We start from the raw sequence: 25,306 nt of genomic DNA on the forward strand, positions 1-25,306 counted from the left end.
AGTCACTCTTCAAAAAAGGAAAAAAAGACGAGTAACAGGCAAGCGCAGCGCGTGATCCGGATCACCCGAATTACCCATCTTTGCTAGATTCAGCACACGAGGACTGCGCCAGGGGGGACGGTCCGGACTGTTTCAAGCAAATTCTTATCGGGTGAGCCAGATGATCACAATACCTCGCACCAACCGGCACGGTCCCCGATCGACCGCGCATGTACTCATGATGGGCAGCGCCATGCTGATGGCAATGCTGGCGGCGCCGACCGCGGCACGCGCGCAGGACCAGGATGGCAGCACGCAGCAGGCCTCGGGCACGGAACCGGACTATCACGTGGACACGATCGTGGTCACGGCCACGCGAAGGGCGCAGTCGCTCCAGGACGTCGGGCTGAGCATCACCGCGATCGGCGGCGAGGAGCTTGCCGCCCGGGGCGCCACCGATATCGAGAGCTTTGCCCCGTCGATCCCGAACCTGGGTTTCGGCGCGACCAACGACGGCGTGCTCGCCAACCGCTCGATCTCCATTCGCGGGATCGAGGGGCTCAACACCACCGGGTTCTATATCGACGACGTGCCGCTCGATCCTTCCGTCAGCCCGCTGGTGCTCGACGTGGAGCGCATCGAAGTGCTGCGCGGGCCGCAGGGTACGCTCTACGGCGCGCGTGGCCTTGGCGGCACCGTGCGCATGATCACCAAGCAGCCCGAGTTCGACGGGCTGAGCGGCAAGGCTCACGCCAGGATCTCGACAGTCAAGGAGGGGGACCTGAACCTTTCCGCCGACGGAGCGATCAACGTGCCGGTGGGCGAACAGGCAGCGGTGCGCCTTTCGGGCTACTATGACCGGCAAAGCGGCATCTTCGACCGTGTCGTCGGCCCGATCGCCTCGCCTGGCATTGCGGCGGCCTCGGGCAGCGGGTTGACCGGCGGGAGCGCGATCGTGCGCAAGAACGTCGACGACAAGACCACCTTCGGCGGGATGGCGGCGCTGCGGATCAGGCCGGCCGCCGATCTCGACATCACCGCGCGCTTAATGGCGCAGAAGACGAAGCTGGACGGCTACCCGCTTGCCGACTTCGCGTTCGACCCGGACAGCGAAACCAGCCCCACCGTGCTGAAAGCCGACGATTTTACCCAGAACCGCCTGTTCGACATCGCCGAGGGCGGAACCGACCGGTGGGTCCAGGCAAGCCTGGGCATCTCCTATGACGCTGGGTTCGGCACCGTCTCATCGTCGACCGGGTATTTCAATCGCCGGACGCAGGAGACCGAGGACAGCAGCGAGTTCATCTCGTTCACGCTGCTCGGCCCGATCCTCCAGAGCGCGGGCCTGCCGACGGAGCCGGCTGCCGTCCAGTCGCCCATTCATCAGCGCCTGGACTTCCGCACCTTCGTGCAGGAATTGCGGTTCGTGTCGGACTTCAAGGGCCCGCTGCAGCTCACCGCGGGCCTGTTCTACCAGGACACGGACAGTCGCGAGGCCTTCACGCCGGACAACATCGCGCCCGGCTTCGACGAGATATTCTCCACCCAGCTCAACGGCGGGGTTGCCGCGAGCGGGTTCACCGGGTTCGGCGACCTCATCTTCCGGTCCGACAGCCGGTTCAAGGTCAAGGAGTTCGGCGCCTATGGCGAGGCGTCGATCAAGCCGGTGGACCGGCTCACCCTTACGGTCGGCGCGCGCTACTTCGACGTGAAGACGCGGTTCACCGACTTTCAGGAGGGCTTCGCGGTGGGCTCCAGCGTGAGCGTGGGGCCGCTTCGGAGCAAGGAGCACGGGGTCAACCTGAAGTTCCTGGCCGAGTTCAAGGCCAGCGAAGACGTCAATCTCTACGCCTCGGCGGCGGAAGGCTTCCGCATCGGGGGCGCGAACAGCGAGCTGCCTTCGGGCCTGGGCTGCCCCGCGCAGGCCCAGGCGCTGGGGATCAACCCGGACGACGCCACGACCTTCCAGTCGGACAGCCTGTGGAGCTACGAAGCCGGGGTTAAATCGACGCTCGGCGGGGGTGTGGCGACGGTCAATGCCGCGGCGTTCTACATCGACTTCTCGAACATTCAGCAGCGGGTGTTGCTGGAATGCGGCTTCGACTTCGTGGCCAACATCGGCGCGGCGCGCAGCAAGGGCTTCGAACTCGAGACGGCACTTCATCCGGTGCGCGGGCTGACGCTGGGCGTCAACCTTGGCTACACGGACTCGCGCTTCAGCGAGACGGTGCCGGGGCTCGTCACCAAGGGCGACCGCATCCAGCAGGTGCCGCAATGGACCGCATCGGCGAACGCTGACTACCGGTTCGCGCTCGACAGCGAATGGGAAATGTTCGTCCGTGGCGACCTCGCCTACGTCGGCAGCAGCATCAGCCGCGTGGTGGATGCCGCAAACCCCCGCACCAGGCCCAGCTACACCCTGCTCAATACGCGCCTGGGGCTGAGCCGCGACCGCTACACCGTCACGCTGTTCGTCGACAACCTGACGAACGAGGACGCCGTCTTCGGCGACAACCGCACGCTTGCGGCCGAAGCCTATGGACGCCCCCGCATCGTCCGCAACCGCCCGCGCACGATCGGCCTCGATCTTGCGCTGGAATTCTGAAGCACACGAGCAGGGCGGGACTACCCGATGACCACTGTCGCCAGCGAACTCTTCGCGCTCGACGATGCCAAGATCCACATCGAACGGCAGGGTAGCGGCAAGCCCGTGCTGTTCGTCCACGGGGTGATGATGTCGTCGCGGTTCTTCGCACCGCAGATGGCATACTTCAGCCGCTTCGCCGACGTGATCGTGCCCGACCTGCGGGGCCACGGCCGGTCGCCCTTCGCAAGTTCGGGGCATACCGTACCGCAGTACGCGCGCGACATAGCGAGGATCATCGAGGCTTACGACCTGCGCGACGTGACGCTGGTGGGCTGGTCGATGGGCGCTTTCGTGGTCTGGGACTACCTGTCCCAGTTCGGAAGCGCCCGCATCGCCCGGATCGCCATCGTCGACGAATATCCCGCCGACTTCAAATGGCCCGGCTACGAGTTCGGATTTGCCGACCTGCCGATGCTGGCCGGCATGATGGAACTGATCCAGACCGATTATGGCGCGGTGATCGAACAGTTGATCGGCCTCATGTTCAAGCACCGGCCCAGCGAGTATCAGGTCGCCTGGATCGCGCGCGAGATTGCGGCGGTCGACCCGGCCATCGCGAGCGCCATCTTTTTCGACCAGACCATGCGCGACTACCGCGAACTGCTGCCACGCATCGACGTGCCCGCGTTGATCTGCATGGGCGGGGACGAGAAGCTGGTGCCGGTGGCCGCAGGCCAGTATATCGCCGACCGCATTCCCCAGGCCACGCTGACTGTGTTCGAAGAGAGCTGCCACTGCCCTTTCCTCGAGGAACCGGACGAATTCAACCGGCGCCTCCACGACTTCATGCAGACCTGAAGAAGGACCGCGCGCCGCGTACTGCTGCCCGAGGTTGTCCGCGTCAGTGCCAACGGCTAGGGGCAGTGCCTGCAATGACCGTGCCCGGCACCCCTTACGAAGCCTTCGGCGGCGAGGCCGCGATCCGCGCGCTGTGCGGCCGGTTCTATAGCCTGATGGATGAACTGCCGGGCGCGGCGGCCTGCCGTGCGGTGCACCCGCCCTCGCTCGAGCGGGCGGAGGAAAGGTTGTTCGAGTACCTGACCGGATGGCTCGGCGGCCCGCCGCTCTACACCGACAAGTATGGCCACCCGCGACTGAGGATGCGGCACTTCATCGCGCCCATCGGCCGGGAGGAAGTGGAAGGCTGGCTACTGTGCTTCCGCCAGGCCTGGAGCGAGACCATACCGGCATCACCGCTGGCCGACGCGATCATGGAAAAGGTCGAGGGGCTGGCCTGGCACATGGGCAACAAGCCCGACATCGCCGGTTCCTGAAAACAAGAGCCCTCCCTTCCGCAAGGGAAAGGAGGGCAGTCGTCATGCTCGCAGGAGCGTGGGATCAGAAGGCAACGGTGGCCGAAACAACGACGCGCGAACCGGCGATGGAAGAGCCATCCTTGGTCGACGAGAAGTTCGGCGTGAGATAGGCCGCCTCGGCATTGCTGATGTCGGTATCGACGTAGCTGACACCCAGCGTGACGGGGCCGAGCGCATAATCGGCACCGACCATCCAGTCGAGGTATTCGCCAGTCGGCGAGACCGAGGTGCCCTGGGGGCCAAGGCCCTTGTTGCCGCCATTGGTGTAGCCGAGGTGGGCCTTGAGGGTCATGCCGGTGTCGGGGATGGCGGTCGACACGTCGGTCCACAGATAGACGTTATCGGCCTTGGCGCCGGGATTGTCGTAGACGCCAGTCAGCGCCGACGCGCCCGAGTTGTACCACTGCCCAAGCGCTTCCTGCTTGGGCGCATAGGCTACGCCGACGAGGACGCTGGCCGGGCCGACGGGCGCGGAAAGCTTGACATAGGGCTCGGCGAAGTCGGTGTTGTCGAGACCGCCCGGATACATGTACCAGGTCAGCCCGACATCGACGCCAACGCCCCCGACCTCGGTCTTGTAGCCGCCGAACACATCGAGTTCCATGTTGGAGCCGAGGAAGGTCCCCCAGCCGGCGAGGTTCGAGCCCCAGGTACCGACATAGAACCCGCTTTCATGGCTGACGGTGGCGCCGGCCTGGACGGCCATTTCCTTGTCGGTCATCGAGATGCCGCGGAAACGATAGTCGGAAACGAGCGCGGCGCTGCCGGAAACGGTGATCGGGCCGGACTCTTCGTCCTGGGCCATGGCCGGAGTGGCGAACGCAGCGACCATGACGGGGGCCAAGGCTGCAGCCAGACGGATCTTCATATGGAACGCTCCCTGTAAGGATTATCACGTTCCACCTGCGTCTGCCGCGCAGGGCCTCTCATTGGGGCACTGTCGGAGCAGAGATTGAACCCTACCGCGCCAATCTTGCCTCTACATTTCCGTTTCGTGATGAAGTGTGTCTGTTGCTGCAATGCAAAAATCGCCGGGCAGGCACCAAGAGGGGGTCACGGCCTGCCCGGCGATTGCCCGGGTGGGACTGGTCCGGGCGTTGATCAGGCCGCGTGGGCCAGGGACTTCAGGATCGGCGCGGGGCCGGTAACGGTCACCTCGTCCCCACGCGAACGACGACGGGACAGCCATTCGTTGAGCATTTCCGCGGTCGTGTGATCGATCGCGTGCACACCGCCCATGTCGACGTGTACAGACTTGCTCGGCGGGATCTGCTCAAGAGCAGTGGTCAGCCGGGTAAGGCCGAGGAAGGTCGCGGCGCCTTCCAGTTCCAGCCGCACCGCTTCGCCCGCCGGCTTTTCCCCGACGCGGAAGCGCAGGTTTCGCACATGCGGCAGAAGTTCCAGTGCCGAAAGCGCGAGGCCGACAAGCACGCCGGTAAGCAAGTCGGTCGTCACGACGAGCAGGAACGTCGCAACCCAGATCAGCGCCGGCATCACGCCGTGGGCGCGGAACAGGTGGCTGACGTGCTTGAGGCTGACCAGCTTCCAGCCGGTCACGACCAGCACGCCGCCGAGTGCAGCCATGGGCACTTCCCGCAGCAGCCAGGGCAGCAGCGCGACAAAGCCGAGGATCCATGCGCCGTGCGCAACAGCGGACCAGCGCGTCTTCGCGCCCGCCTGCACGTTCGCCGAACTGCGCACGATGACCCCGGTCATGGGCAGCGCGTTGACGACGCCGCAAAGCAGGTTGCCGATACCCTGTGCCCGCAGCTCCTTGTTGTAGTCGGTACGCACGCCATCGTGCATGCGGTCGACAGCAGCGGCGGAGAGAAGCGTCTCGGCGCTTGCGATGAAGGCGATGGCAATGGCCGAGACGATCAGCGACGGCTGGGTCAGCGGGCCGAGGAAACCGCCATCGGGAAGTGCGAAGGCCGCGGCGATCGAATCCGGCACGGTGATGCGCGCCACGTCGAGCCCGGCGCCCCACGCGACGGCAGTCGCGGCCAGAACGCCCAGAAGCGCCCCTGGTACGAGCGAAACCTTCGACGGCTTGAGCTTGTCCCAGGCGATCATCGTGCCGATGGTCAGGAGACCGAGCATCAGCGCCAGTTCGGTCGAGCGCAGGTCGAACGGGGTCAGGCCGAGCACCCGGGCTGGCATCATCGCGAGGTTTTCGATCCCGCTCGACATCGGCTTGGCGTCGAACAGGATGTGGAACTGGCCGATGACGATCAGCGCGCCAATGCCGGCGAGCATGCCGTGGACGACCGCCGGCGAGATCGCGCGGAACACGCCGCCAAGGCGCGCCACACCCGCCACGAACTGGAGCGCACCGGCCAGCACCAGGACCGGGCCCAGCGCGGACAGGCCGTTGTCGCGGACGAATTCGAATACGATGACCGCAAGGCCCGCGGCCGGGCCGCTTACCTGGAGGGGCGAGCCGGCCAGAACGCCGACCACGATGCCGCCTATGATGCCGGTGACGAGACCCTTTTCAGGCGGCACGCCCGAGGCGATCGCGATGCCCATGCACAGGGGCATTGCCACCAGGAACACGACGATGGACGCGGTGAAATCGCGTGCGAGGAAGCGGAACGGTCCGCTCCCCTCGGCTTGCGCGGCCGTGGCGGCGGTGCTCATTCCGCAGCCTCGACCAGGGGTTCGGACGCGGCGCGCGGCTGTGCCGGCAGGGCGACAGGAAGCGAACGATCCTCGCGCAGGGGCACGAACTGGCCGGTGTCGCCATCAAGGCCGAGAACCATGCCCGCGCTGATATCGACGAACCAGCCGTGCAGCGCCATTTCGCCCCGCGCGATGGCTGCGGCGACGGAGGGATGCGTGCGCAGATGCGCGATCTGGGCGATGATGTTCTGGAGGCTGACCGCGCGCACGCGCTCGTTGCCGTGCAGGTGCGGAGAACAGCTCGACACCACATGCTCCGCAGCTGAGCCGTGACGCAGCCAGGCGACGACGTTGGGCATGCCTTGCGGCAATTCCGGCGCTGCCAGCGCCTTCATCGCGCCGCAATCGGAATGGCCGCAGACGATGATGTCGCGCACGCCGAGCGCCACGACCGCATATTCGACGGTCGAGGAGACGCCGCCGTTCATGGTCGCGAACGGTGGAACCATGTTGCCCGCATTGCGGCAGACGAAGAGTTCGCCGGGTTCGGCCTGCATGATCTGTTCAGGCACGATGCGCGAATCCGCGCAGGAGATCATCAGCGCCTTTGGCGACTGGCCCTGGGTGGAAAGCTTGCCGAACAGCTCGCGGCTGTCAGGGAATACGGTCTTCTCGAAGCTGAAGACGCGGCCGATCAGTTCGTTCACAATAGTCACCCTTTTTCCGAGAACGGAGCGGTTGACCGCGACAGGGATGCCGCGATTGTGAACCAAGGTAACTCTTCGCCTTTGCCTCTCTTGGGCGCCAAGGTTACGAAATATTTCTTTGAGATTCAGCTAGTCGCACAAGGCAAACGGACCGTAACCGCCAGCCCCCCGCCCGGCTTGTTGCGCAGGTCGAGGCTTCCGCCTTCAAGCTTCACCGCCCTGCTGACGATGGGCAGGCCCAGCCCCATCCCCGGCGTATCCCGCTTGCGCGCCACGTCGAGCCGCACGAAGGGCTGGAGGACATCGTCGAGCCGGTCCTCCGGAATGCCCGGGCCATCGTCCTCGAACACGATCTCCGCCATGTCGCCATCGCGGCGCACAGTGACGTGGACATTGCCCGCGTAGTGAAGCGCGTTTTCGAGAAGGTTCGACAGCGCGCGGCGAAGCGAGACCGGGCGAGCCATGATCTCGAGGCTTTCGAGACCGTGGAAATATGCATCGCGGCCTTCATCGGCTGCCGTATCTACAAGCGTCTGGGCCATGACTGCGACGTCGACGCGTTCGGCCGGAAGGCGCGAGCCGCCGCTTTCCACGAAGGCCTGGAGCGATTCCAGCATGTGGCGCATCTCGCCAAGGTCGACCGCCATCTCGTCGCGGGTCTGGGCATCGAGCCCGGCATTTTCCAGCCGAAGCTGCATGCGGGCGAGCGGCGTGCGCAGGTCGTGCCCGATCGCCAGCATGGACTGCATCCGGTCGGTCATCGAGCGATGGATGCGCTGCTGCATCTGGTTGAAGGCGCGGATAAGCTCGCGCACCTCGTCGGTCCCCTGCTCTGCCACGGCTTCCGGCGTGTCGGAGCCGACCTTGCGCGTGGCCCGGACAAGCACGCCCAGAGGCGCCAGGGTTGCCCGGAACAGCACCCAGGCCAGCACCACCAGGACGAGCGTTGGCAGAAGCAGCGTGGCGATGCGGCCCGCGTTCAGCGTCCAGGCATCGCTGGCATAAGTCTGGAAGGTCAGGACGCTGCGATCCGAGAGCAGTACGGAGCCGACAACGTTCCCCGGACTGCCAAGCGGCTTGAGATGAAGTTGCAGGTCGGCGTGGTCGAACTCGCCGGTAATGTCGAGAATCTGCTCACGCATGGTGCCGAGCGCCACCGAGCCCGCGGGTCGCGGCCCGCGCTCGCTCCAGCGCAGCGAGAAACGCGGCGTGCTGAGTTCGCGAGTGATCTTCTCGCGCTCGGCCGCTGGAGTGCGCTCGATCGCGCGGCTGGCGATGACGAGATGCTCGGCGACGCGCGCGGCATCGTCCTCGCGCAGGGCAAAACGGCTGGCGCGGTCAAACAGCAGGGTATTCGCGGCGAAATCCACGCCAGCGACCAGCAGCAGGATCGCCAGCAGCCGCTCGGGCAGTCCGGACCTGCGCAGGAAGGTCAACTGCGCGCGACCTCGGCCCTGAACATATAGCCAACGCCGCGCACCGTGACGATCGGTGCATTGCCCCCCGCAGCGGACAGCTTGCGGCGGAGGCGGCTGACGAGGACGTCGACGCTGCGATCCGAGCTGTCGCCCAGCCGGGTGCGAGAGAGCTCTATCAATCGCTCGCGGCCAAGTACGCGCTGGGGCTGGCTGATGAACGTCGCGAGGAGATCGAACTCCGCTCCGGTCAGGTCGACCATCGCGCCGCTCGGCGAATGGAGTTCGCGCCGCGCCATCGAGACGGTCCAGCCTTCGAAGCGGATGTCGCCGCTGCGGCTGCCCGTATCGCCGGACGTGTCGGTGCCGTTCACTTGGCCGCGCCGCAGGACTGCGCCGATGCGGGCGACCAGTTCGCGCGTGCTGAAGGGCTTTGGCAGGTAATCGTCGGCGCCAAGTTCGAGACCGAGTACGCGATCCTCTTCGCTGCCGCGAGCGGAAACGAAGATGATGGGTACGTCGCTCTGCCGGCGAAGGCGGCGGAACAGTTCGATGCCGCTGGTGCCAGGCAGCATGATGTCGAGCACGACCAGATCGGCAGGCTCGCTTTCCAGCGCGACCCACATTTCGGCGCCGGTTGCGGCAGTGCGGACGGTGTAGCCGTTCTCGCGCAGCGCGCGTGCGGTCAGCGTGCGCAGCGGCCCGTCATCTTCAACCAGTACGATCGAGGGAGATTGCATGAGATCCCGGAAGAATTGCGGCAGCGGCGAGCAAGATAGGTTCCCACGCGCGCGCTGCCAAGGTTGAAGGTCAGCTCTGCCCGCCGTGAACGTCGAAGACCTTGAGAAGGCCGGCAACTTCGGCGGGGGCCAGCCCGCTGGTCACCGTGTTTCCATGCGGGTCCTCGAAGCGGATGCGCGCGGGCACACGGCCATTGCCCGGCCAGGTGGCGGCGATTTCGCGCGCCATCCCGACAGGGAGATCGACCGAGATGCGCGAGTGCAGATTGCACCTGCCGACACTGTCGGGGCCTGGGCAATCCTCTTCCCAATGCTCCACGCCGGACAACGGGAGGACGTGCCGGCGGCCACCCACCTCCAGCGTGGCAGTGCGGAAATCGAGATGCGAACCTTCGTAGACCAGTTCATGCCAGACCTGGATGGCCTGCCCGGAGCGGGAGGGGGCGAGCACGGCGCGCAAATGGATGTCGCGGGCATGGGCGCCCTTCACATCGTGGGCACCGGTCCAGCCGTTGGCGGTGGAAAGAACCAGTGCACCATCCTCCCGGCGCTGGACGTCGACACGCTCGGCGAAGTGGGCCGGGTCCAATGCAGCAAGGCCGGCCGGAAGCCGATCGAGGGCAGCAGCCGGTTGGCTCGCCACGGCGCAGAAAGCGGCCCCGGCGACCAGGGCGAGCGACCGGCGGCGCGGGTTCGCGCGGGTCACGCCTCGTCCGCCTTGCGCGCGGCTTCGGCTCGCTGCTCTGCGGCCTTGCGGGCCTTCTGGTTGAAGCAGTGGATGCTCTTGGTCGGATCGGGATGGCAGACGATGCGGCTGGCGGCCGAGTGGCGCGGTGCCGCCTCGCGCGCGTCCTTGTGCGGCAGGCAGTTGGCCGGACGGCCCGGAGCCGCGGCGCAGGTGACCGCCCAGGCGGTGCCCAGCGCGGGTGCAGCAGCCGAGATGGGGAGAGCGGCGGCGATAAGCGTTGCAAGCAGCATGGCGGGGCTCCGTCTGGTGTTCGGTTCCCGCAAGAACTGGCCATCGCACTTTGCGCATCATGGGCGCGGCAATGACAAAATGTTGCTGAACTGCAAAAGGTCGTCAGCGAGGAAGAAACTGGCTGATGTCGAGCGCTTCGCTGGGGCCGAGCCACATGACATGGGCGGTGTGGTCGGCAAGGTCGTTACCGCTGTTGCCGTGGCAGAACACTGTAAAGCGCCCGCGATTGAGCATCATCCATTCCAGCGCCTCGCCGATACGATCGGCTGGGATCGTCATCTGGCATGACCCACGCGGATGTGGGCCGACCGGGCGCGAATGGACCCTGCCCATGGCAATTCCCAGGGAATCCTTCATCGCCTTGCACAGTGCGCCGGCTTCCTCGGCCTCTTCCGGGTCGAAATAGACGTGGGCGTGATAGTCCGGGAAATGGGGCATGGCTCGTGCCTGCCCCACCCCGGCCAAGGGATCAAGCGCTCTCGTGCTGCCGGACGAGCGAATGCAGCGCGGCGGGGACCGCCGGGTCCTCGATGGTCGGCGGCACAGTCCATTCCTCGCCGTTGACGATCTTGCGCAGGAGATTGCGCAGGATCTTGCCCGAGCGGGTCTTGGGCAGGCCGGAGGCGACGAACGCGGTCTTGAGCGCCGCGACCGCGCCCAGTTCCGCCCTCACGGCGGCGATCACCCGCTTTGCGAGCGTGGCGTCGCCGTCAAAGCCCGCGCGGGGCACGACGAAGGCGATGGGCACCATGCCCTTGATCGCATCGTCCGCGCCGATCACCGCGCATTCGGCAACGCCGTCGACGGCGGCAACGATCTGCTCCATCTGCCCGGTGGAAAGGCGGTGCCCGGCGACGTTGATGATGTCATCCGTACGCCCCATGATGTGGACGAAGCCCTCTTCATCGATGAAGCCCGCGTCCCCGGTTTCATAGTACCCGTCGAAGGTCGCGAAGTTCCTGGCGTAGCCTGCGTGGTTGTTCCAGAGCGTGCGGAATGCGCCGGGAGCGAGCGGAGCCTTGATCACGACCGCACCGCTGTGCCCGACGGGAACCGGGTGGCCGGATTCATCGAGGATCGCGAAGGCATAGCCGGGCACCGGGAGCCCGGCGCTGCCGCGTTTGCGGCGCACGTCGCCCAGCGCGAAGCACGAGGCAATGGCTGGCCAGCCGAGTTCGGTCTGCCACCAGTGGTCGATGACCGGGAGGCCGGACTTGTCCTCGAGCCAGCCGATCGTATCGGGATCGGCGCGCTCGCCCGCGAGGAAAATGGCCTCGCACTTGCCGGTGCCGATCCGGGCCAGGAAAGTCGCGTCGGGGTCTTCCTTGCGGATTGCGCGGATGGCGGTGGGCGCGGTGAAGAAGGTCTTCACGCCATGTCGAACGATGACCCGCCAGAACGTGCCGGGATCGGGCGTACCGACGGGCTTGCCCTCGAACAGCACGGTCGTCGCGCCGACCAGCAGGGGAGCATAGACGATGTAGCTGTGACCGACGACCCAGCCGACATCCGAGGCCGCCCAGAAGGTATCGCCCGCGCCAATGCCGTAGATGTTGCGCATCGACCAGGCGAGCGCGACGGCATGCCCTCCGTTCTCGCGGACAACGCCCTTGGGCGTGCCGGTCGTGCCGGAAGTGTAGAGAATGTAGAGCGGGTCCGCCGAAGCGACAGGCACGGGTGCCGGAACGGGATCGCTCGCAGTATCGGCACGCAGGACATCCCAGTCGATGTCGCGCGGTTCGATCACGTCGGCGCGGTGGCGCTCGCGCTGGAACAGGACGACGCGCTCAACCGCATGGTGGGCGAGTTCGAGCGCTTCGTCGACCATCGGCTTGTAGGCAATGGTGCGAGCGCCCTCAATGCCGCAGGACGCAGTCAGCAGAACCTTCGGCGCCGCGTCGTCAATGCGCTTGGCCAGTTCGAGTGGTGCGAAACCGCCGAACACGACCGAGTGGATCGCGCCGAGACGCGCGCAGGCAAGCATGGCGAATACCGTCTCGGGGATCATCGGCATGTAGATGATAACGCGGTCGCCCTTCTCCACTCCGAGCGCGGCTAGCATGGCGGCGACGCGGCCGGATTCGGCGAGAAGTTCGGAATAGGAATAGCGGCGGATCGTGTCCGTGACGGGGCTGTCGTAGACCAGCGCGATGGCATCGCCCCACCCCGCTTCAACGTGGCGGTCCAGGCAGTTGTATGCGGTGTTGAGCGTTCCGCCGGGGAACCAGCCGTCGTCTTGCGTGAAAGTGGCGGACGGGGGCGAGGTCCAGTCAAGCGCCCTGGCAGCTTCACCCCAGAAAGCCTGCGGATCGGTGATGCTGGCCTGCCATGCCCGGTCGTATGCTTCGCTCATGTCCTCACCCGACTCTTCAAACGGTTGGAGCGGGTATCGGACCAAACCGCTACCCGCTCCAGTAAGACCTTAGTCGTCGATGCTCCGCTTGTACGTCTCCGGCAGGAACACCAGGCCTATGACGCAAGTGGCGGCGGCCACGATCACCGGGTACCAGAAGCCGTGGTAGATATCCCCGTTGGCCGCGACCATGGCAAAACCGATGGCCGGGAGCAGGCCGCCGAGCCAGCCATTGCCGATGTGGTACGGCAGGCTCATCGAGGTGTAGCGGATGCGGCTGGGGAACAGTTCGACCAGCATCGCCGCGATGGGACCGTAGACCATGGTCACCAGCAGGACGAGATAGAACAGGATCGCCACGACGACCGGCTTGTCGATCTGGTCAGGGTCGGCCTTGGCCGGGTAGCCCACGGTCTCCAGGTCGGAGGTGACCTGCTTGGCGAAGGCGGCGATGGCGGCCTTCTTCTCGTCACCCGAAACCTTCGACGGATCGGGAGCGACGATGGTGGTGCTGCCGATCCGGATCGAAGCAATGGTGCCGGCGGGTGCCGCGACGTTCTCGTAGTTCACCGCCGCCTTGGCGAGCGCGTTCTTGACGATGTCGCAGCTTGTGGTGTCGAACTTGTTCGCGCCTACCGGGTCGAACTGCGACGAGCATTCGGCGGGGTTGGCCAAGACCTTTACCGGCGCATTGGCCTGGGCATGGGCAAGGGCGGGGTTCGCCGCTTCGGTCAGCGCCTTGAACGCCGGGAACATGGTGAGCGCAGCGAGCGCGCAACCGGCCAGGATGATCTTCTTGCGACCGATCTTGTCCGACAGCCAGCCGAAGAACAGGAAGAACGGCGTGGCACAGGCAAGCGCGACGATGATCAGCGTGTTGGCGGTAAGGCCATCGACCTTGAGCATCTTTTCGAGAAAGTACATCGCGTAGAGCTGGCCGGTGTACCAGACCACGGCCTGGCCCGCGATGGCGCCGAAGAACGCGATCAGCACGATCTTGAGGTTCTTCCATTCGCCGAAGGCTTCGCCCAGCGGACGCTTGGAGGATGTGCCTTCGTCCTTCATCTTCTGGAAGACGGGCGATTCATGCAGCTTCAGGCGCAGCCACAGCCCCACGCAGAGGAACAGGCCCGAGATCAGGTAGGGCACGCGCCAGCCCCAGTCCTTGAACGCCTCCTCACCCACGCCGGTGACCGGCGAGCGCACGAGGATCACGATCAGCAAGGCCATGGCCAGCCCGGCCGTCGCGGTGATCTGGATCCAGCTCGTATAGAGCCCCCGCTTTCCTTCGGGCGCGTGCTCGGCCACGTAGGTTGCGGCGCCGCCGTATTCCCCGCCCAGGGCCAGGCCCTGGAACATGCGCAGGACGACGAGCATGATCGGCGCGGCCACGCCGACGGTTTCATAGGTGGGCAGGCAACCGACAAGGAAGGTCGACAGGCCCATGACCAGCAGCGTCACGATGAAGGTATAGCGGCGGCCCACCATGTCCCCGATGCGGCCGAACACGAGTGCCCCGAAAGGACGGACGATGAAGCCCGCCGCGAAGACGAGCAGCGCCATGATGAACGAGGTCGTCGGGTTGAGCCCTGTCAGGAACTTCGCCGCGATGATCGCGGTGAGGAGACCATAGAGGTAGAAGTCGTACCACTCGAACACCGTGCCTAGCGAAGACGCGGTTATGATCAGCTTCTCGTTGTGCGTGGCCTGATGATGTTTCGGCAAAGCCGAAAAATCATCCGCTATCTCAAGGTTGGACATCCTCTTCCCCTATTATTGTGGGCTCTTAGAAACCGTACTTCGCGGCGAACTCGATGCGATCGAGCGAACCGCTCGCACCGTTGACGAGCTTGCGCTCACCGTGCCGGACCTCGATCCCGAGGTCGACATTCTTTATCGGCGACCAGAACAGGTTGCCGGCAAGGCTCCACGCCTGCTTGTTGTATGTGCCGACCATCGCGGAGGTCAGCGCATCGGCGTAGTGGACCCGTTGCCAGCTCCCCATCAGGTTGGCGCGCAGGCCCGGCGCGATGCCGAAGCGGCCCGCGACCATGGCCGAGGCGACGGTGACGTTCTCGAGTTTGCCGGTGGCACCGACGAAAACCGCATCCGGAGCGAAGTTCGCGCCAATGTAGCGGCTGGCGCCCTGCCCGTATGTCGCCATGAAGCGCAGGTCGCTGACCTTGTCGTCATCCAGGAACAGCTTGCCCGCCGCACTGACGCCCCAGCCAAAGCGGCTGTCGGCAACGCCATTGTTTTCTATGCGCAGTTCACGCGCCAGCCCCGCCAGCGAGAGCTCTCCGGCCTTGCCGTTCCAGACGAGACGCGCGGCGAAGTCTGGGATGCGATCGTCGCCGTTCTCGACAAGCGTGGCCGAGCCGGCGGTTGCGGTGGCGGTTTCCGGGTTCTCGACCGAAACGTGCAGCGTCATCGTGTCCCCCACCTTGGTCGAGTAGCGGATCACGGGCTGGCGCACGAAGACGGTGCCCTCGGTGGTGCCAACGTAGTCGGTGCTTTCGGGCAGGGCCCCGGTGTACTGGAAGGTCGACCAGTCCTGGCCGAAGGTCCACTTGTCGACCTGGATATAGGCACGGCGCAGCGCGAGGTTGTAGCCGTTGGTGGTGCGCTGCGTGCCTTGCGTGCCCGGCGCCGTCTCGAAATCGGTTTCGACGTAGCCCTTGAGGCTGTGCCCGGCGACCGTGGTATCGAGATTCAGCCAGAAGCGCGACTGGCGAGCGCTGAAATCCTGCTCGCGCACGGCATGTCCGCCGCCCACCGGAATCTGCTGCGGCAGCCAGAAATCGCGCCCGAACGCATTGTTGGCGACCTCGCCGTCGCTGAAACGGCTGCTGGTGGCGACGAGCTTGATCCATCCACCCAGTTTCACGGTCGTACTGCCGACCCGGAAGCCTTCGGGCTGGGGCTTGGCCTCGAGCGCGGCCACCTTGGCGGTGGCGGCGTCGGCCTTCTCCGACGCGGCCTCGGCCACCTCCGCAGCGTGGATGCCGGCATCGGCCTTGTCGGCGCGGGCCTGGGCGAGGTCGGCCTTCATGGCCTCCATCTCGCTCTCCAGCCTCAGCAGGCGCGCTTCGAGTTCGGCCTCACGACTGGTCGAACCGGCGGCGTGAGCCACGGCAGGCACGGTCAGCGCGGATGCGGCAAGCATGAACGCACAGCGGCGCCAGCGTGTTTCGAGCATTTTCCCTCTCCCGGCATCGCTATTTCGCGACATCCTGCCGGCAGTTTTCCCCGGCCGGGGCTTGGCAACCAGAGAGAGGATGGTCTTATATCTACGACTATTGTCTAGAAGCCCCGCATGGCCGGGGTGCGGTAACACGCCCGGCAAGAGCAGAATCTGAAAAGGAGAGCCTGAAATGGGCGAGGCAGTCTATCCTGTACCGGCTGAGTGGGCGCAGAACGCGCTGGTCGACGAGGCGCGCTACCAGGATATGTATCGCCAGTCGGTCGACGATCCCGAAGGCTTCTGGGCCGAACACGGCAAGCGGATCGATTGGATCAGGCCTTTCACCAAGGTCAAGAACACCTCGTTTCACGAAGCCGACTTCGGCATCCGCTGGTTCGAGGACGGCACGCTCAACCTCGCCGCGAACTGCCTCGACCGTCACCTCGCCGAACGCGGCGACGAGATCGCGATCCTGTGGGAGCCCGACAGCCCCGACGAGGCACACCGCGAGATCACCTACCGCCAGCTCCACGCCGATGTCTGCCGCTTTGCCAACCTGCTGAAGGCCAAGGGCGTCCAGAAGGGCGAGCGCGTCACCATCTACCTGCCGATGGTGCCGGAAGCCGCCGTGGCGATGCTGGCCTGCGCCCGCATCGGCGCGATCCATTCCATCGTCTTTGCAGGCTTCAGCCCGGATGCGCTGGCCGGCCGCATCACCGACTGCGACAGCCGCATCGTCCTCACCTCGGACGAAGGCCTGCGCGGCGGACGCAAGGTTCCGCTGAAGGCCAATGTGGACGAGGCGCTGAAGCAATGCCCCGGCGTCGACACCGTGATCATGCTGCGCCGCACGGGCGCCGACGTGGACTTTGTCGAAGGCCGCGACATCGACTGGGCAACGGCAGTCGCCGAGCAGAGCGCCGATTGCCAGCCCGAGGAAATGAACGCGGAAGACCCGCTGTTCATCCTCTACACCTCCGGCTCTACCGGAAAGCCCAAGGGCGTGCTGCACACGACGGGCGGCTATTCGGTCTGGGCGTCGATGACGCACCAGTACGTGTTCGATTACCGTCCCGGGCAGATCTACTGGTGCGCGGCCGACATCGGCTGGGTCACCGGCCACTCCTATGTCGTCTACGGACCGCTCATGAACGGCGCCACTACGGTCATGTTTGAAGGCGTGCCGAACTTCCCGGACGCAAGCCGCTTCTGGCAGGTGGTCGACAAGTTCAAGGTCGAAATCTTCTACGGCGCCCCTACCGCGCTGCGCGCCCTGATGCGCGAGGGCGACGAATGGGTGAAGAAGACGAGCCGCGCCTCGCTGCGCCTGCTTGGTTCGGTGGGCGAACCGATCAATCCCGAAGCCTGGGAATGGTATCACAAGGTCGTAGGCGACAGTCGCTGCCCGATCGTCGACACCTGGTGGCAGACCGAAACCGGCGGGGCGATGATCACCCCGCTACCGGGCGCGACCGCGCTCAAGCCCGGCTCGGCCTCGCGCCCGTTCTTCGGCGTAAAGCCCGCGCTTGTCGATAACGACGGCACGTTCCTTGAAGGCGCGACTGACGGGTGCCTCGTAGTGACCGATAGCTGGCCCGGCCAGATGCGCACCGTGTGGGGCGATCACGAGCGGTTCTTCCAGACCTATTTCACCACTTTCAAGGGCCTGTACTTCACCGGCGACGGATGCCGCCGCGACGAGGACGGCTACTACTGGATCACCGGCCGCATCGACGACGTGATCAACGTGTCGGGCCACCGCATGGGAACGGCGGAAATCGAAAGCGCGCTGGTCGCCCACCCGAAGGTGGCCGAAGCTGCGGTCGTCGGCATGCCGCACGACATCAAGGGCCAGGGCATCTACGCCTTCGTCACCTGCAATGCCGAAATCGAGCCCGACGACCTGCTGCGCAAGGAGTTGATCCAGTGGGTCCGCCACGAAATCGGCCCCATCGCCACGCCGGACGTGATCCAGTTCGCTCCCGGTCTGCCCAAAACCCGTTCGGGCAAGATCATGCGCCGCATCCTGCGCAAGATCGGCGAGAACGACGTCTCCAACCTTGGCGACACGTCGACCCTTGCCGATCCGTCGGTTGTCGATAATCTGCTGGCCAACAGACCGCAGCTCGCAGGGGCTTGAACGCGGACTGTCCGGAGGGGCGTGAGCGGAACAATCCTGATTGCCGACGACCATCCGCTGTTCCGCCAGGCCCTCGCCCTGGCGGTTTCAGCGGTGGCCCCGTCAGCGCGAATCGTCGAAGCAGGGACTCTGGCGAATGCGGCAAAGGCCGCGGCGGAGGCCACTGACCTCAGGTTGATCACGCTCGACCTCAAGATGCCGGGTGCCATCGGCTACTCCGGCATCGCCCTGCTCCACGCCGAAAAGCCTGACGTCCCCATACTCGTGGTCTCAAGCGCTGAAGGTGCGCAGGTGGCTGAAGAAGCACGCGCCTTCGGCGCCGTAGGTTTCCTACGCAAGGACGCGGACCTCACCCGCATCGAGGACGCCATTTGTGCCGCGCTGGATGGCGGCGCTGCACCTGCAGCAGCAGCCGAACCGATCGAGCAGGTGCGGCGCGAAGTGGCCGGGCTGACGCCTACGCAACTCAAGGTCCTACTGGCTGTCCTCGAGGGCAAGCTGAACAAGCAGATCGCCTATGACCTGGGGATGAGCGAGGCGACGGTGAAGGCGCACATGACCGCGATCATGCGCAAGCTCGATGTCCAGAACCGCACCCAGGCAGCGCTCGTCGCCCGGTCCCTAGGGCTCGATCTCGCCTCCTGACACGCCAGCCAGAAAGGCCTCGATCGCAGCCGGATCTGCCGGTTTCACGAACAGGGGCACGCGCCGCATTCGCAACCGATTGCGCAAGTCCGCGCCGCTCTCGGCGGTGATCAATGCTGTCGCAAGCGTCGGATTGCGGCTGCGCGCCTGATCGATCAACCGCAGCCCGTCCTCGCCCCCATCGAGGTGATAATCTGCCAGAAGCACGTCCACCGCGTGGATTTTCTCCAGTGCCTGCGCCGTCCCCGCTGCACCGATGGCATGATGTCCCATGCCTTCCAGCAACGCGACCGTTGCCTCCACGATGTCGGGTTCGTTGTCGACCACAAGAACCTTCAGCGCGCCGCGTGGCCGCCCACCGACATCCGCCTTGTCGGCGTTGGGATCAGGCGGAACGTCCGTGCTGCAAGCTGCTGCCGGCAGGAGCACGCTGAAACGGCTGCCACGCCCTTCGACCGAGCGGACCTCGATCCGGGCGCCGATCAATCGCGCGATCCGCTCGACGATCGCCAGCCCGAGCCCCAACCCCTCGGCTTCCACCGACCCGAGGCGGGTGAACTCGCTGAAGATGTCCCGCTGCTTGTCCGGCGGGATGCCGACGCCGGTGTCATAGACATCGATGCGCAGGAAAGCCCCGCGCCGCCGCACCCCGATGATCACCCCACCCTCAACCGTGTAGCGCACCGCGTTGGCCACCAGGTTCTGAAGTACCGAGCGCAGCAGGCCCGGGTCCGTGTCGACCGTTCCGACCAGGCTCCCGATACGCAGCGTAATGCCCTTCTCCTCGGCGAGTGGACGCATGTTCTCGGCAATGTCAGCGATCAGAGGCGCCAGCGGCACCGGTTCGGGGTCAGGCTGAATACCACCCGCATCCAGCTTGGAAATGTCGAGTAGTGCGCGCAACAAGGCTTCGGCTGCCACGATCGACCGGTCCACCCTCGCCGCCAGCACCTTGGCATTTCCTTCAAGATTGCGATCGAGCGCCGAGGCGAAGAGCCGAGCCGCGTGAAGCGGCTGGAGCAGGTCGTGACTGGCTGCGGCAAGGAAACGGGTTTTCTCGCGCGTGGCGTCGGCAAGGCGGCGATTGGCTTCGCTCAGTTCGCTGGTCCGGTCGTTCACTCGCTGTTCGAGTTCATCGAGTGTACGTTCAAGTTCTGCCCGGACCGCCGCTTCCTCGGTGATGTCCGTAAACGAGGTCAGATAGCCGCCGCCAGGCATGGGGCCGCCGACCGACTTGATGACCCTGCCATCCCGGCGCACCCTTTCCGAGGCATATGAACGTCTTGCCCGCAGGTGGCGCAGGCGCTTTTCGACCTCTTCCTCCACCGTTCCGGCGAAGTCTCCGCGCTCGACGTTGTAGCGGATGAGCGTCGCTATCGGCACGCCGACGCGCACGAGGCCGGGCGGGTAGCCGAACAGGTCGACGTAACGTGTATTCCAGGCCACGAGATTGAGTTCGCCATCGATGACGCTGACGCCGGACTGAAGATTTTCGAAAGTGGCCGCGAGCAGTTGCCGGGAAAAGCTCAGCGACTGCCCGCCCTCGTCCAGCAACCGGGTAACGTCCTCCAGGTTCATGCGCCCGCCCGCAAGCGCCGATGCCACCAGCGCCCGGGCAGACGATGCGCCCACGACGCCACCGATCAGGTCCTGGGCCAACCTGGCCGACTGACGATCGACTGGGTTGGCATGCCGTTCGCGGGGGAATGCGGCGAGCGCCCGCTCCTCTCCGATGAAGCGCGCGGCCAATCCGGCGAGATCGCCGAGGTTGCCGACCGCCCGGTCAACCAGAACAAGGCGCGGCATGCGCGGCGCCCGGCTCTGGCGCGCCATGGCGAGCGCAAGGACTGCCAGATTTGCCGCCAGGCTCCAGCCTACCCCGTGGACCAAGGGTGAAGCATGGCCAATTCCCAGCAGGCGCGAGGGATCGGTGATCGTCCCCTGCAACGCCGACACCAGCCATGCTGGCATGATCGGCGGAAGGGCGAGCGTGTAGAGCCAAAGACTGAGACCGGTCAGCAGGCTGGCGCGCGCTGCCACCGGATCCCTCCCCGGGGCCGCTACCGCAAGCAGCAGGTGCGGCACGAATTGAACCATCGCGGAAAACGCGACCAGGCCGATCGATGCAAGCGACCGCGCCGGATCGACCAGCAATGCCCATGCAAGCGCGAGGCCGACGACGCCGACAATCGCCAATCGGCGCACAACAAGCATCTTTCGCCCGAGATCACCCGCCCCGGCGGCTCCCTCGTTCCGGACCACTGCGGGAAAGATGAGGTCGTTCGACACCATGGTCGACAGCGCCGTCGCATCGACGATAACCATCGCAGCGCCAGAACTCAGCCCACCCAGCAGCGCCGCAATCGCAATGGCATCGGCCCCTTCGCGCGCGGGCAGGAGCAGGACGAAGCTGTCTGGCGCGACGCCTGGGGGCAAGGCCGCCAGCCCCGCCAGCGCGATGGGAACGATCAGAGCCGCCATCACCAGGAGGTAGAGCGACAGGCCGAACCGGGCCCGAGGTAAGTCTCGCGGAGAATGCGCCTCCGCCAATCCCATGTAGAACTGCCGCGGCAGCACCAGCACCGCAAACGCCGACACGAGCGCCACCGTAAACGTCTCTATAGTGACATGGGACGGGCCAAACTGCTCCCCCAGCACGCTTCCCGCGCGGCCGAGATCGGCAGGCCCGGCCTTTGCAAGGACATAGACCGCGTAAGCACCGACCAGCCCCAGCGCCACCAACTTGATCACGGATTCCAGCGCGATAGAGAACACCAGGCCCTCGCTCCGCCCGGAAATCTCATACCGCCGCGCCCCGAAGAGAATGGCAAACAGTGACAGCCCACCCGCCGCCGTCACCATCACCGGCACCGCAAGATCCCTGCCGGACAGGGCCGCGATGGCCGTACCCATTCCCCGCAACTGAAGCGCAATGTACGGCACGGTCCCGCACAGTGCGATAACCGTGATGATACGGGCTACCCCCGGATCGTGGCCAAAGCGCGCCGCAATGAAGTCCGAGATCGTCGAGGCTCGCTCTTCTTGTACTGCACGCGACAAGCGCTCGAGAAACCGCGGCGCGGCGAGCAGCAGAAAGACAGGTGCGAGGTAGATCGGCAGGTAGTTCCAACCCTCGCTGACTGCTGTTCCGACCGCCCCATAGAACGTCCAGCTGGAGCAGTAGACTCCGAGGCCAAGGGTATACGCGCCGTGCCTGAATTTCGGACCCATGCGGCTCGACGTGCCGAACCGTTCCGTCGCGGCGGCAACCCCGAAGAGCAACGCCACAAGGCTCAAACCCAGAAACGCGGCAAAACTCGCTGTCATCAGGCTAAATCACCCACCGCCACCTGCACGGGCATTGGCTTGCAATCACAAATCCGGCGCGCAAGCATCAATCGCAGGAGCATTCTGCAATTCGTGCACCCGTCGAACAAATGGTCAACGGGCGGAAATGCGGGATCGCAATGCAGGAAACTAACACCCGGCGCGGCGCGATTTTATCGCATCCTCTCCCAAGGCCGCGCCGGGCGACAGTTGAGTGTGCTTCATTACCGCCAGCGCTCTACCCTGTCACAGGGATTCTCCGCCAGCATGGCGAAAGCTAGCAACTGATGCATTCGCACAACACAAAAAACCCCGCCTGAGGCGGGGCTTCTTGTCGTTTGGTTGCGGGGGCAGGATTTGAACCTGCGACCTTCAGGTTATGAGCCTGACGAGCTACCGGGCTGCTCCACCCCGCGTTGGGGTTTGGTATCGTTGGCGGCGAGGCCGGCCCAACGATCTCCCATTTTGCCGACCGCGATTTGCGGGTGGCTCGTGGGAGTGTTTGTGAATGGGTTTTATCAACTTGCGCCGGCTGCAATGCCTGGCGACGACCTACTCTTCCAACGCTTGAGCGTTAGTACCATTGGCGCTGTCCGGTTTCACGGCCGAGTTCGAGATGGGATCGGGTGGGGCACGGACGCTATGGCCACCAGGCAATGGAGCCGGCGCAAGTTGTTTTAATCGATGCGTATCAGGTCGGCTTTTCAGCCGGCCGTTCAGATGTCTGGCTGGAACCGTCCGTCCAACGCCAGGCCTGATCACGAGGCTTTCCCGTGCGCAGAGCTGTCATTGATGGTGGGACTCTTCAAGCATGAACAGAGTTATTAGGACCGGTTAGCTTCATGCGTTACCGCACTTCCACACCCGGCCTATCAACGTGGTGGTCTACCACGACTCGATGATACCTTATCTTGAGGGAGGCTTCCCGCTTAGATGCTTTCAGCGGTTATCCCGTCCATGCATAGCTACCCTGCTGCGCTCCTGGCGGAACGACAGGTACACCAGAGGCATGTTCACCCCGGTCCTCTCGTACTAGGGGCAACTCCTCTCAAGTATCGACGCCCACGGCAGATAGGGACCAAACTGTCTCGCGACGTTCTGAACCCAGCTCACGTACCACTTTAATTGGCGAACAGCCAAACCCTTGGGACCTGCTCCAGCCCCAGGATGTGATGAGCCGACATCGAGGTGCCAAACGATTCCGTCGATATGAGCTCTTGGGAATCATCAGCCTGTTATCCCCGGCGTACCTTTTATCCGTTGAGCGATGGCCCTTCCACGAGGGACCACCGGATCACTATGACCGACTTTCGTCTCTGCTCGACTCGTCAGTCTCGCAGTCAGGCAGGCTTATGCCATTGCACTCTAACAGCCGGTTTCCAACCGGCCTGAGCCTACCATCGCGCGCCTCCGTTACTCTTTAGGAGGCGACCGCCCCAGTCAAACTACCCGCCACAGAGGGTCCCCGAACCGGCTAACGGTCCTGGGTTAGACATCAGAAAACAACAGGGTGGTATTTCACCTATGGCTCCACACCAGCTGGCGCCGGTGCTTCAAAGCCTCCCACCTATGCTACACAATTCTTTCCTAATGCCACTCTGAAGCTGCAGTAAAGGTGCACGGGGTCTTTCCGTCTAACCGCGGGTACTCCGCATCTTCACGGAGAATTCAATTTCGCTGAGCATATCCTGGAGACAGTGGGGAAGTCGTTACGCCATTCGTGCAGGTCGGAACTTACCCGACAAGGAATTTCGCTACCTTAGGACCGTTATAGTTACGGCCGCCGTTTACTCGGGCTTCAATTCGGAGCTTGCACTCCTCCTCTTAACCTTCGAGCACCGGGCAGGCGTCAGACCCTATACGTCGTCTTGAAGCCGACTTAGCAGAGTCCTGTGTTTTTGCTAAACAGTCGCTACCCCCTGGCCTGTGCCCCCAACAAGTGCTTGCGCACAGGTTGGGCCTCCTTCTTCCGAAGGTACGGAGGCAATTTGCCGAGTTCCTTCAGGATACTTCTCTCAAGCGCCTTGGTATACTCTACCTGACCACCTGTGTCGGTTTCGGGTACGGTCTATACGGTGGGGCTATTTCCTGGAACCACTTCGAAGCCTGACCAATCCAATAAGGCCAGACAACACACGTGATCCGTCACACACCACCAGGCCCACGAATATTAACGTGGTTCCCATCGACTACCCCCTTCGGGCTCGTCTTAGGGGCCGGCTCACCCTGCTCAGATTAGCTTTAAGCAGGAACCCTTGGTCTTTCGGCGAGAGGGCATCTCACCCTCTTTGTCGCTACTCATGTCAGCATTCGCACTTCCGATACCTCCACGGCCCATTACCAGACCGCTTCACAGGCTTACGGAACGCTCCGCTACCGCGTGATCCGAAGATCACACCCTAAGCTTCGGTGCATCACTTTAGCCCCGTTACATCTTCGCCGCAGGAACCCTTGTTTAGACCAGTGAGCTGTTACGCTTTCTTTAAAGGATGGCTGCTTCTAAGCCAACCTCCTGGTTGTTTTGGGATTCCCACATGCTTTCCCACTTAGTGATGACTTGGGGACCTTAGCTGTAGGTTAGGGCTGTTTCCCTTTTGACGACGGACCTTAGCACCCGCCGTCTGTCTGCCGAACAAGTCTCTCTGGTATTCGGAGTTTGGTTAGAATTGGTAGATCTCGCGACCCCCGCATCCATCCAGTGCTCTACCCCCAGAGGCATACATTCGACGCTCTACCTCAATAGATTTCGCGGAGAACCAGCTATTTCCCGGTTTGATTGGCCTTTCACCCCTAAACACAACTCATCCGAGAATTTTTCAACATTCAACGGTTCGGCCCTCCAGTGCGTGTTACCGCACCTTCAGCCTGGTCATGCCTAGATCACCGGGTTTCGGGTCTAATTCATCGAACTTCAGCGCCCTATTCAGACTCGCTTTCGCTACGCCTACACCTAACGGCTTAAGCTTGCTCGATAAACTAAGTCACTGACCCATTATGCAAGAGGTACGCTGTCACCCCCTAAAGAGGCTCCAACTGCTTGTAAGCATTCGGTTTCAGGTACTGTTTCACTCCCCTCATCGGGGTGCTTTTCACCTTTCCCTCACGGTACTGTGTTCGCTATCGGTCATGTACGAGTATTTAGGCTTGGAGGGTGGTCCCCCCATGTTCAGACAGGATTTCACGTGTCCCGCCCTACTCGAGTCCTCATCCATCACTTTCGCATACGGGGCTGTCACCCGCTATGGCCACTCT

Annotated in this window: 17 protein-coding genes, 1 tRNA gene and 2 rRNA genes (1 of these 20 running past the window's edge); 5 read left to right on the forward strand and 15 right to left on the reverse strand. The window is 64.3% G+C overall.

What is annotated here, in order from left to right:
• The first annotated feature begins 160 nt into the window (after positions 1-160).
• The 3 genes from SARO_RS13170 to SARO_RS13180 all read left to right on the forward strand — a co-directional run bounded on the left by SARO_RS13170 (position 161) and on the right by SARO_RS13180 (position 3,900).
• Positions 161-2,584 carry a TonB-dependent receptor gene (locus tag SARO_RS13170; RefSeq protein WP_011446254.1) on the forward strand — a complete coding sequence of 808 codons (2,424 nt, stop codon included), beginning with the start codon at positions 161-163 and terminating at the stop codon, positions 2,582-2,584.
• 27 nt (positions 2,585-2,611) lie between these two features.
• Positions 2,612-3,424, forward strand: a complete 813-nt coding sequence (locus tag SARO_RS13175) for an alpha/beta fold hydrolase (RefSeq protein WP_011446255.1) — start codon at positions 2,612-2,614, stop codon at positions 3,422-3,424.
• A gap of 74 nt (positions 3,425-3,498) precedes the next feature.
• Positions 3,499-3,900 carry a group II truncated hemoglobin gene (locus SARO_RS13180; protein ID WP_011446256.1) on the forward strand — a complete coding sequence of 134 codons (402 nt, stop codon included), beginning with the start codon at positions 3,499-3,501 and terminating at the stop codon, positions 3,898-3,900.
• A 64-nt stretch (positions 3,901-3,964) separates the two neighbouring features.
• Here the strand turns inward: SARO_RS13180 and SARO_RS13185 are convergent, their stop codons facing one another.
• From SARO_RS13185 to SARO_RS13235, 11 genes are all read right to left on the reverse strand, one after another.
• A complete protein-coding gene (locus tag SARO_RS13185; protein ID WP_011446257.1) occupies positions 3,965-4,810 on the reverse strand; it encodes a TorF family putative porin in 846 nt (281 codons plus the stop codon).
• Positions 4,811-5,043: 233 nt separating this feature from the next.
• Positions 5,044-6,582: a SulP family inorganic anion transporter gene (locus tag SARO_RS13190; protein WP_011446258.1), complete on the reverse strand. Its 1,539-nt coding sequence runs from the start codon at positions 6,580-6,582 to the stop codon at positions 5,044-5,046.
• Entirely contained in the window at positions 6,579-7,271 is a 693-nt protein-coding gene (locus SARO_RS13195) for a carbonic anhydrase (RefSeq protein ID WP_011446259.1), read from the reverse strand. The genes SARO_RS13190 and SARO_RS13195 overlap by 4 nt, the downstream gene beginning before the upstream one ends.
• A 125-nt stretch (positions 7,272-7,396) precedes the next feature.
• Positions 7,397-8,707 (reverse strand): ATP-binding protein, encoded by a 1,311-nt coding sequence (locus SARO_RS13200; RefSeq protein ID WP_011446260.1) that lies wholly within the window; start codon positions 8,705-8,707, stop codon positions 7,397-7,399.
• Positions 8,704-9,426 carry a response regulator transcription factor gene (locus tag SARO_RS13205; protein ID WP_011446261.1) on the reverse strand — a complete coding sequence of 241 codons (723 nt, stop codon included), beginning with the start codon at positions 9,424-9,426 and terminating at the stop codon, positions 8,704-8,706. Before SARO_RS13205 ends, SARO_RS13200 begins: the two co-directional genes overlap by 4 nt.
• 70 nt (positions 9,427-9,496) lie before the next feature.
• Complete coding sequence (locus tag SARO_RS13210; RefSeq protein ID WP_143004863.1) at positions 9,497-10,132, reverse strand: hypothetical protein; 636 nt, start codon at positions 10,130-10,132, stop codon at positions 9,497-9,499.
• Positions 10,129-10,404 (reverse strand): hypothetical protein, encoded by a 276-nt coding sequence (locus tag SARO_RS13215; RefSeq protein ID WP_041550379.1) that lies wholly within the window; start codon positions 10,402-10,404, stop codon positions 10,129-10,131. Before SARO_RS13215 ends, SARO_RS13210 begins: the two co-directional genes overlap by 4 nt.
• A 103-nt stretch (positions 10,405-10,507) precedes the next feature.
• On the reverse strand, positions 10,508-10,843 hold the full coding sequence (locus SARO_RS13220; RefSeq protein ID WP_011446263.1) for a DOPA 4,5-dioxygenase family protein: 336 nt from the start codon (positions 10,841-10,843) through the stop codon (positions 10,508-10,510).
• A gap of 31 nt (positions 10,844-10,874) precedes the next feature.
• The gene (locus tag SARO_RS13225; protein ID WP_041550381.1) at positions 10,875-12,758 is read right to left on the reverse strand and encodes an AMP-binding protein; all 1,884 of its coding nucleotides are present in this window, start codon (positions 12,756-12,758) and stop codon (positions 10,875-10,877) included.
• Positions 12,759-12,827: 69 nt separating this feature from the next.
• The gene (locus SARO_RS13230; RefSeq protein WP_011446265.1) at positions 12,828-14,519 is read right to left on the reverse strand and encodes an MFS transporter; all 1,692 of its coding nucleotides are present in this window, start codon (positions 14,517-14,519) and stop codon (positions 12,828-12,830) included.
• 25 nt (positions 14,520-14,544) lie between these two features.
• Positions 14,545-15,957: a DcaP family trimeric outer membrane transporter gene (locus tag SARO_RS13235; RefSeq protein ID WP_011446266.1), complete on the reverse strand. Its 1,413-nt coding sequence runs from the start codon at positions 15,955-15,957 to the stop codon at positions 14,545-14,547.
• Between the two features lie 175 nt (positions 15,958-16,132).
• On the opposite strand from SARO_RS13235, the gene acs reads away from it, so the two are divergent.
• The gene (gene acs / locus SARO_RS13240) at positions 16,133-18,082 is read left to right on the forward strand and encodes an acetate--CoA ligase (protein WP_011446267.1); all 1,950 of its coding nucleotides are present in this window, start codon (positions 16,133-16,135) and stop codon (positions 18,080-18,082) included.
• A 21-nt stretch (positions 18,083-18,103) separates the two neighbouring features.
• The gene (locus SARO_RS13245; RefSeq protein ID WP_011446268.1) at positions 18,104-18,727 is read left to right on the forward strand and encodes a LuxR C-terminal-related transcriptional regulator; all 624 of its coding nucleotides are present in this window, start codon (positions 18,104-18,106) and stop codon (positions 18,725-18,727) included.
• Here the strand turns inward: SARO_RS13245 and SARO_RS13250 are convergent.
• The 4 genes from SARO_RS13250 to SARO_RS13265 all read right to left on the reverse strand — a co-directional run.
• Complete coding sequence (locus SARO_RS13250) at positions 18,704-22,054, reverse strand: hybrid sensor histidine kinase/response regulator (protein ID WP_011446269.1); 3,351 nt, start codon at positions 22,052-22,054, stop codon at positions 18,704-18,706. The two genes, SARO_RS13245 and SARO_RS13250, sit on opposite strands and share 24 nt — an antisense overlap.
• A gap of 339 nt (positions 22,055-22,393) precedes the next feature.
• Positions 22,394-22,470: transfer RNA gene (locus SARO_RS13255), tRNA-Met, on the reverse strand.
• Positions 22,471-22,593: 123 nt separating this feature from the next.
• A 5S ribosomal RNA gene (gene rrf / locus SARO_RS13260) occupies positions 22,594-22,708 on the reverse strand.
• Positions 22,709-22,858: 150 nt separating this feature from the next.
• Positions 22,859-25,306, reverse strand: a 23S ribosomal RNA gene (locus SARO_RS13265); it runs 344 nt beyond the window's last position.

The organism is Novosphingobium aromaticivorans DSM 12444 (assembly GCF_000013325.1).
In the GTDB taxonomy this organism is placed as follows: domain Bacteria; phylum Pseudomonadota; class Alphaproteobacteria; order Sphingomonadales; family Sphingomonadaceae; genus Novosphingobium; species Novosphingobium aromaticivorans.

Bases quoted from the DNA above. Each gene is read 5' to 3' on its own strand.
- SARO_RS13235 (WP_011446266.1), bottom strand. From the start codon at position 15,957: ATGCTCGAAACACGCTGGCGCCGCTGTGCGTTCATGCTTGCCGCATCC.
- SARO_RS13220 (WP_011446263.1), bottom strand. From the start codon at position 10,843: ATGCCCCATTTCCCGGACTATCACGCCCACGTCTATTTCGACCCGGAA.
- SARO_RS13250 (WP_011446269.1), bottom strand. From the start codon at position 22,054: ATGACAGCGAGTTTTGCCGCGTTTCTGGGTTTGAGCCTTGTGGCGTTG.
- SARO_RS13215 (WP_041550379.1), bottom strand. From the start codon at position 10,404: ATGCTGCTTGCAACGCTTATCGCCGCCGCTCTCCCCATCTCGGCTGCT.
- acs (WP_011446267.1), top strand. From the start codon at position 16,133: ATGGGCGAGGCAGTCTATCCTGTACCGGCTGAGTGGGCGCAGAACGCG.
- SARO_RS13230 (WP_011446265.1), bottom strand. From the start codon at position 14,519: ATGTCCAACCTTGAGATAGCGGATGATTTTTCGGCTTTGCCGAAACAT.
- SARO_RS13190 (WP_011446258.1), bottom strand. From the start codon at position 6,582: ATGAGCACCGCCGCCACGGCCGCGCAAGCCGAGGGGAGCGGACCGTTC.
- SARO_RS13185 (WP_011446257.1), bottom strand. From the start codon at position 4,810: ATGAAGATCCGTCTGGCTGCAGCCTTGGCCCCCGTCATGGTCGCTGCG.
- SARO_RS13225 (WP_041550381.1), bottom strand. From the start codon at position 12,758: ATGAGCGAAGCATACGACCGGGCATGGCAGGCCAGCATCACCGATCCG.
- SARO_RS13175 (WP_011446255.1), top strand. From the start codon at position 2,612: ATGACCACTGTCGCCAGCGAACTCTTCGCGCTCGACGATGCCAAGATC.
- SARO_RS13180 (WP_011446256.1), top strand. From the start codon at position 3,499: ATGACCGTGCCCGGCACCCCTTACGAAGCCTTCGGCGGCGAGGCCGCG.
- SARO_RS13170 (WP_011446254.1), top strand. From the start codon at position 161: ATGATCACAATACCTCGCACCAACCGGCACGGTCCCCGATCGACCGCG.
- SARO_RS13205 (WP_011446261.1), bottom strand. From the start codon at position 9,426: ATGCAATCTCCCTCGATCGTACTGGTTGAAGATGACGGGCCGCTGCGC.